The sequence below is a fragment of the Arsenophonus nasoniae DSM 15247 genome (genome assembly GCF_000429565.1).
Classification (GTDB): Bacteria; Pseudomonadota; Gammaproteobacteria; order Enterobacterales; family Enterobacteriaceae; genus Arsenophonus; species Arsenophonus nasoniae.
In genome coordinates this window covers 1-3834 of record NZ_AUCC01000150.1, presented here as the reverse complement: position 1 = coordinate 3834, position 3834 = coordinate 1, and the positions used below count along the sequence as shown (strand labels likewise).

Sequence of the window (3834 nt, the reverse complement as noted above, 5' to 3'; positions counted from 1 at the left end):
ATGAAAAAACGGCAAGAAACTATCTAGCAATGGTGAAACTGGGCTGCATTCGCTTGTTTTACCGCCGATTACGCAATTAAGGGACACAGCCTAGCCCATTGTTGCTTTTTTTTGCAGATAAAAATAGGGGACCTAGAACGGGAAATGATATTATTAATGACAAAATTAATCCAATAGATACACCGATTGACGTCGTTTCAATTTTAACGGGTGAACGTCTTAAATTTGCTTCTTTTCGTGATATGAAAATGAAAATTGATAATAATATAATGTTAAAAGTATGGTTTAAAAATCATTTTAGTAATTATAGCGATCCCAATATTTCTACTATGAAATTAATTAAAAAAGAACGGGATTACTCTTATTTATATGAAAATATTCTAACATTTAATATTGAAGAAGCGGATATATTAGTACGTTCTCCTAATGAGGCATTATTATTTGAATTATTTGAACGATTTAAAGATATTGAGGTATATTTTTCTCCGCCAACCCTTTTAATCGGGTCAATCACAGGGGTAGCATATCAAAGTATTTTGGCGGCATCGCCTTCTTTTTTTCAGGCAGCGATTAGTGATACATCAGACGAATATTATCTTTATTTAAAAGAGGGAATCATTAATATTGTCGCCGAATTACTTGGTGAATCTCTCTGAAGTTGCAAGTAAAACATTAGCAAAATCAATAAAGCTTTACCTAAAGAATAAATTTATAAAAAAAAGCTTGCATATTAATGATGCAATAAAAAATTTTTCAAAAAATGATCAGTTACAGCAAAGCAGCAAAATATTAAAGCTTGAGCCTAATGAACTTGAAAATCGTTTTGAGATAAAAATGCTGTCTAGGATTAACCCCGATAATCTAACCAATGACATTCCATCAGTGGAATATCTCGCTCAACTGAAAGCTGATGATACGATTAATAAAAAAATTACTAGTCCAATCGGACAATGCGAATCATTAATGGAACCTGTAGCAAATTTTATGGCTAATCACGATATGACTAACATTAAATACCGAGGGATTTATATTTGGGATGATGCAACTGATGAAATGCCGTTAAATCACTTTGTTGTTTTAGGCAAAAAAAACGATAAAAATTATGTATTTGATTTGACTGCCCATCAGTTTGCAAATGAGGGAATGCCTAGTCTAAATGCGCCTCTTATTTTAGAGGAAACCGAATGGGGAAAAAGATATATTGCTGCAGGGAGCAATAAATTAATTAAATACAAAGATTTTAACACTGCAAATAGAGCTTCAGATGTCTATAACGCCTACCCAGGGCATGCGCCTAATGAAATTATCGATGGTGAAAAAATTCTAATTACACCACCTTGGTATTGGAAGACAGTAAAAAAAGATATTAATCAAAATGATTTAATAGAATTACCAAATATTGATTCAAATGCGACCCCGACAATACGCGATCAAATATATCAAATCGCAACAACAGATCTGCCAATTAAGGATAATTTTACTTTTACTGCTGAAATATTACAGCATAGCGGTCTAATTAATGAGGCGCAAAAAACAAAATTAATTGATAGATTAAAGAATATATCTCAACAAGCAGGATCAAGCAGATATGAACAACTTAATGAACTAATTGAACAAGCCCATCAAATTACCACAATCGATCAACTATTACAGCTTAAAAAAGGAGAATTGGTTGTTTTTAGCGATAATGATTCTGAATTAGTCTATAAAAATAAATCACGGGTTCATACAATGGTTAGCCTTGGAAATGGGCGATTTGCCACTATGGCAAGTAATGCGCTAGATCCTAGTTTAGATGATGGAATGCAATTTCTTATGGCGGAGCAACTCATTCCTCTTATTACAGGAAAAACATTAAAATTATTAAATCCATTAACTATACCAAAATATTTTGTTTATGCTGGTTATCCAAAAGATTCGTCGGAACAAGATTCTTCGTTATTAACGACTGTTTATAAATATTTAGCCGATGGGAAAAAAATAAAAAACACACCCAGCTTTATTTCGCTTATTTTACAAAAGTCTGGCGAGTTATCTCCTGAACAAGCTTTAATTTTTAGTGACACAATCGAAATATTGCGCGACTCTGACAATTCTAAAACAACAATTAATGATGTGATAACTAATAAAGAAAAAATTAGTGATGTTAATCAATTGACTGCATTATCATCAGGTACTTTGGTTATTTTTCACAAAACCGATTATCAAGTTAGCTATATAATGATGAGTATTGGAAAAAAAGGTTTCATTACGCTATTTTCTGAACATTTAGAAAAAACGTCTAAATATGATAATGAACTCATTTCTCCCAGCTAATTTAATAATTTTTTTAATAACAAATCTGATGATCAGCAGGTAACTATTGGACAAATCAATCTAAAATCCATGCGACAAAGCGCTTTATTAGGTAAAGGTTCTCTCTTTACGGTGGATGGCAATAAATTACTTATTAAGGTGCAAGGAGCACCATCAATTGTTAATGATATGGATGCATTAGAGCTGGCCAATGTTATTAAAGGATTATCAATGCAGGAAACGAACTCGATTGATTTACAAAAAATAGATACGATAGAGTTACAATCTTGTTTTAGTACCTTTGGTAGCCAGTCTTTAGGACAAAAATTAGCTAATATATTTGACAAAAAAGTAATCGCTTATCCTTTTTCAATGAGCAAAACGTTTGAGGATCCTAAAGAAGAATGGATGACAAAACCTAAAATATATGAACCGAATAAGTTAGTTTTAGCTGATGAACAGCATATAAGAAATAATAAATTTTACAAAGACTTAGCTGGATTATATCAAAATCAAAAAATCATTTCTGCTAAAGCAGAAAGGCATCTAAATTTACCTAAACCAGAATATTTGTTAATACAATTGATCTATGACGCGGCGAGATTGATATTAAAGAAAATCAATGAAGAGGATTTTTTAGAATTACATCCAGAATATATTTCGCATGATGGAAGAATATATCCTCAAGCACTTATGGAGCTAAAATCTTTAATAAGGTCATTTACTTCCCAAGAAATGACTCAACAAAATTTTATTGAGTTAATAATAGAAATTCTTTCATTAAGTCATTCTTCATTTGATTTATTAAATCAATTATTGTCAAAAGAGGAACATTAGTAAAGACAAGGATAATTTACTGATTGTATACATAATTAAATTTGCTGATAACAGGACTAATTAAAATGATAACTCAGACTTTATTTATTTCGTTATATCAAATAATAGTCTGTGTTTTTTATATTCAATAAGTAGAGGTGGCTTTTCAATAGCTATTTTTGCTAATTTTATTTCGGTTGGTATTTTACCAATTTCTTAATTTTTCTATTATTGGCGAATTGAGTGATATTTAAAAATAAGCAAGTAGGTGGCGGTGAATTTGTAAAAATAAAGTAATGTTATAAACTATTATGGTTTGTTAAAAAAATTAACATCTAAGAATAGGAGGGGATATGGGGGGAAGTTATACGCATGTTAGGATAAATTACAATAATTCCAAGCAATCGGATACTCGGTATACATTACCTACTTCAGATCAAGTCTCTACTGTTAATTCTTCTGATAGGTCAACCCCATTACCCGCTACAGAGACCACAACGACATTGCCGACTTCGCATAGCACAACGATGTCACCAACTTCACATGTAACGATTAAGAGGCCTGGTGTAGATTTAAATTATGAGGTTATACATACGACACCGACATCATCGCAGCCTGTTGTCACCTCAACGACGTCACCAACTACACAGCCTGTAACGACGTCACCAACTACGCAGCCTGTAACGACGTCACCAACTACGCAGCCTGTAACGACGTCACCAA

The 3834-nt window shown here is 32.2% G+C and carries 4 protein-coding genes; all 4 read left to right on the top strand.

Annotation, left to right across the window (positions count from 1 at the left end; translation table 11 throughout):
* Positions 1 to 98: 98 nt before the first annotated feature.
* The gene (locus G468_RS0116470) at positions 99 to 656 is read left to right on the top strand and encodes a hypothetical protein (protein WP_026823972.1); all 558 of its coding nucleotides are present in this window, start codon (positions 99 to 101) and stop codon (positions 654 to 656) included.
* Positions 643 to 2316 carry a hypothetical protein gene (locus tag G468_RS22640; protein ID WP_051297170.1) on the top strand — a complete coding sequence of 558 codons (1674 nt, stop codon included), beginning with the start codon at positions 643 to 645 and terminating at the stop codon, positions 2314 to 2316. The genes G468_RS0116470 and G468_RS22640 overlap by 14 nt, the downstream gene beginning before the upstream one ends.
* Before the next feature lie 69 nt (positions 2317 to 2385).
* A complete protein-coding gene (locus G468_RS0116460; RefSeq protein WP_026823971.1) occupies positions 2386 to 3132 on the top strand; it encodes a hypothetical protein in 747 nt (248 codons plus the stop codon).
* Between the two features lie 332 nt (positions 3133 to 3464).
* Positions 3465 to 3834, top strand: a 370-nt coding sequence (locus G468_RS23995; RefSeq protein ID WP_211229681.1) for a hypothetical protein, incomplete at its 3' end; no start/stop codon positions are given.

Excerpts from the sequence above, each read along its gene's own strand:
- G468_RS0116460 (WP_026823971.1), top strand. The coding sequence starts at position 2,386 with ATGCGACAAAGCGCTTTATTAGGTAAAGGTTCTCTCTTTACGGTGGAT.